At 67.4% G+C, this 2,393-nt stretch carries 2 protein-coding genes; both read right to left on the bottom strand.

The window, feature by feature from the left end:
* Positions 1–776, bottom strand: a 776-nt coding sequence (locus JCM9942_RS14230; protein WP_172675132.1) for a S49 family peptidase, incomplete at its 3' end; no start/stop codon positions are given.
* A 69-nt stretch (positions 777–845) separates the two neighbouring features.
* Positions 846–2,210, bottom strand: coding sequence for an MATE family efflux transporter (locus tag JCM9942_RS14225; protein WP_054660493.1), 1,365 nt, complete (start codon positions 2,208–2,210; stop codon positions 846–848).
* Positions 2,211–2,393 lie beyond the last annotated feature (183 nt).

The raw sequence follows: 2,393 nt of genomic DNA, 5'->3' as shown, positions 1-2,393 counted from the left end.
AGCTGCGCGGGGTCGAGCTTGCGCGCGGTGGCGATGTCGGCCAGGTAGCGCTGCCACACGTCGTTCATCCAGAACAGGTCCGCTTCCTTGGCCTGCGGCGAGGCGGCATCGAGTACATAGGGTTCGGCGGCGGACTTGAACTGGCCGACCTTGAACAGGTGCACGTCCACGCCCAGCTTGTCCTGCAGGCCGGTGCGGAAGTACTGGCGGTAGCGGCCCAGGCCTTCCAGCAGCAGCCCGCCCATCGGGTCCAGATAGATCTCGTCGGCCTGCGCGGCCAGCAGGTACTGCGACTGGTTCAGGTTTTCGCTGAAGGCCACCACCTGCTTGTTGGCTGCACGCAGCTCCTGCAGCGCCGCGGCCACCTCGCGCATCGAGGCGAAGCCGCTGGGCTGGAGCTTGTCCAGATTCAGCACCACCCGCTCGATCTTCTTGTCGTCCCTGGCCGCCTCGATGCCGCGGATCAGGTCACGCAGCTGGATCTCCTCGGCGCCGGTATCGCCCAGCGCCTTGCCCAGCGCGCGGCTGACCGGATCGGTGCTGTACTGCTCCACCAGCCGGCCCTCGGGGGCGATCACCAGCGTGGTGCGTTCGTGCAGCACCTTGGCCGAAGACGCGCTCATGCCCAGCGCCGCCACGAACACCATCAGCACCAGCAACAGCAGACCGAAGAACACCAGGTTGAGGATCAACCGGCGGGTGAAATTCATCACATCCCACAGCCCGATGAAGAAGCTGGCGATGGGGTTGCGACGCGGAATCGGGGGGGGATTCATGAACGCTCCAGAGGGGCTTGTTGCAAAGCAGGATACCCACAACCGGCGGCGCCGGGCATGGGCTTCAAGTCAGGGTGCCGCACGGACGAGCAGCCGCCGGCTGCTGATCCGCAGCCGCCAGCCCAGCAGCAGCGCGGCCACGGTCAAACCGATAATCAAGCCGACCCACATGCCCTGCGGACCCCAGCCCAGACCCAGGCCCAGGCCGGCACCGACCGGCATGCCCACGCCCCAGTAGGCGAACATGGCGATGAACATCGGCACCCGGGTGTCCTTCAAGCCGCGCAGCGCGCCGGCCGAGAGCACCTGGATGCCATCGGGGATCTGGAACGTTGCCGCGTACAGCAGCAAGGTCGACGCCAAGGCCGCCACCGCCAGGTCGTCGGTATACAGGCCCACCACCGCGTCATGGCCAAGCAGCAGGGCGCTGATCGACACCAGCTGGGTCACCAGCACGATGGCGTAGCCGGCCCAGGTGGCCCGGCGCACCCCCAGCGGATCATTGCTGCCCACCGCATGGCCGACCCGCACCGTGGTGGCCTCGGCCACCCCCATCGGAATCATGAAGCACAGCTGCGCCACGTTGATCGCGATCTGGTGGGCGCTGGCCTCGGTGGCGCCGATGCGGCCGATCAGCAGCGCGGTGATGATGAACAGACCGCCTTCCATCAACACGGTGATGCCGATCGGCAGACCGGTACGCAACAGGTCCCAGATCGCGGCCATGCGCGGCAGCTCGAAGTGCGTGAACAGCCCGAGGTGTGCGAACCGCCGGGTCAGGGCCAGGTAGCTGGCGAAGGCCAGCGCCTGCACCCACATGGTCACGGCCGAGGCGATGCCCAGGCCTGCGGCGCCCAGCTCCGGGAAGCCGGCCTTGCCGTTGCACAACGCGTAACCCAGTGGCCCCAGCACCAGCAGGCCGCCGAAGCCGATCAGCATGGTCGGCAAGGTCCAATGCATGCCTTCACTGAGGTAACGCATGCAGAAATACAGCGTCAATGCCGGCACACCCCAGCGGATGGCATGCAGGAAACCGGTGGCGCCGGGCACGATATCTGCGGCAATCCCGAACGCCGGCAGCAATGCCGGCACCCCGCTCAGGAACACGAACATCAGCGCACTCAGGCCCACGCCCAGCCACAGCGCCTGGCGGAACAGCGGGCCGATTTCACGCGCGCGGCCGGCACCGTTTAGCTGCGAGACCGAGGCGGTGAGCGAGATCAGGGTGCCGATCGGCACCAGCATCGGCAGCCACAGCAGCGCGGTACCGATACTGACCGCGGCAAAGGTGTCGGTGCCGTGGTGGCCGGCGATGGTGTTGTCAACGAAAGCGATCAGACCGGTCGAGACATGGCCCAGAACCAGCGGCAACGCGAGCAGACCGGTCGTCCGCACTTCGTCGAGGAAGCGCGGCGTGGCGGTGGCGGTAGACATAAGGAACAGGACAGACGCGGACTGCGGCCGGCGCGGAAAGCGCACAGGTGCCGGGTCGCGGAAGCCGCGCATTTTACATGCGCCGGCCGCAGTCCGGGGCGCCGGGCGATGAACAACGGATCAACTGGCGGGCCGCACCGGCCGGCTCAGTGACCGACTTTCTCGCGCAACCACGCGCTGCGG

Source organism: Stenotrophomonas pictorum JCM 9942 (genome assembly GCF_001310775.1).
GTDB lineage: Bacteria > Pseudomonadota > Gammaproteobacteria > Xanthomonadales > Xanthomonadaceae > Stenotrophomonas > Stenotrophomonas pictorum.
Note: the sequence above shows the minus strand (reverse complement) of the source record. Positions and strands in the feature narration are given on the sequence as shown.

Bases quoted from the DNA above. Each gene is read 5' to 3' on its own strand.
- JCM9942_RS14225 (WP_054660493.1), bottom strand. From the start codon at position 2,210: ATGTCTACCGCCACCGCCACGCCGCGCTTCCTCGACGAAGTGCGGACG.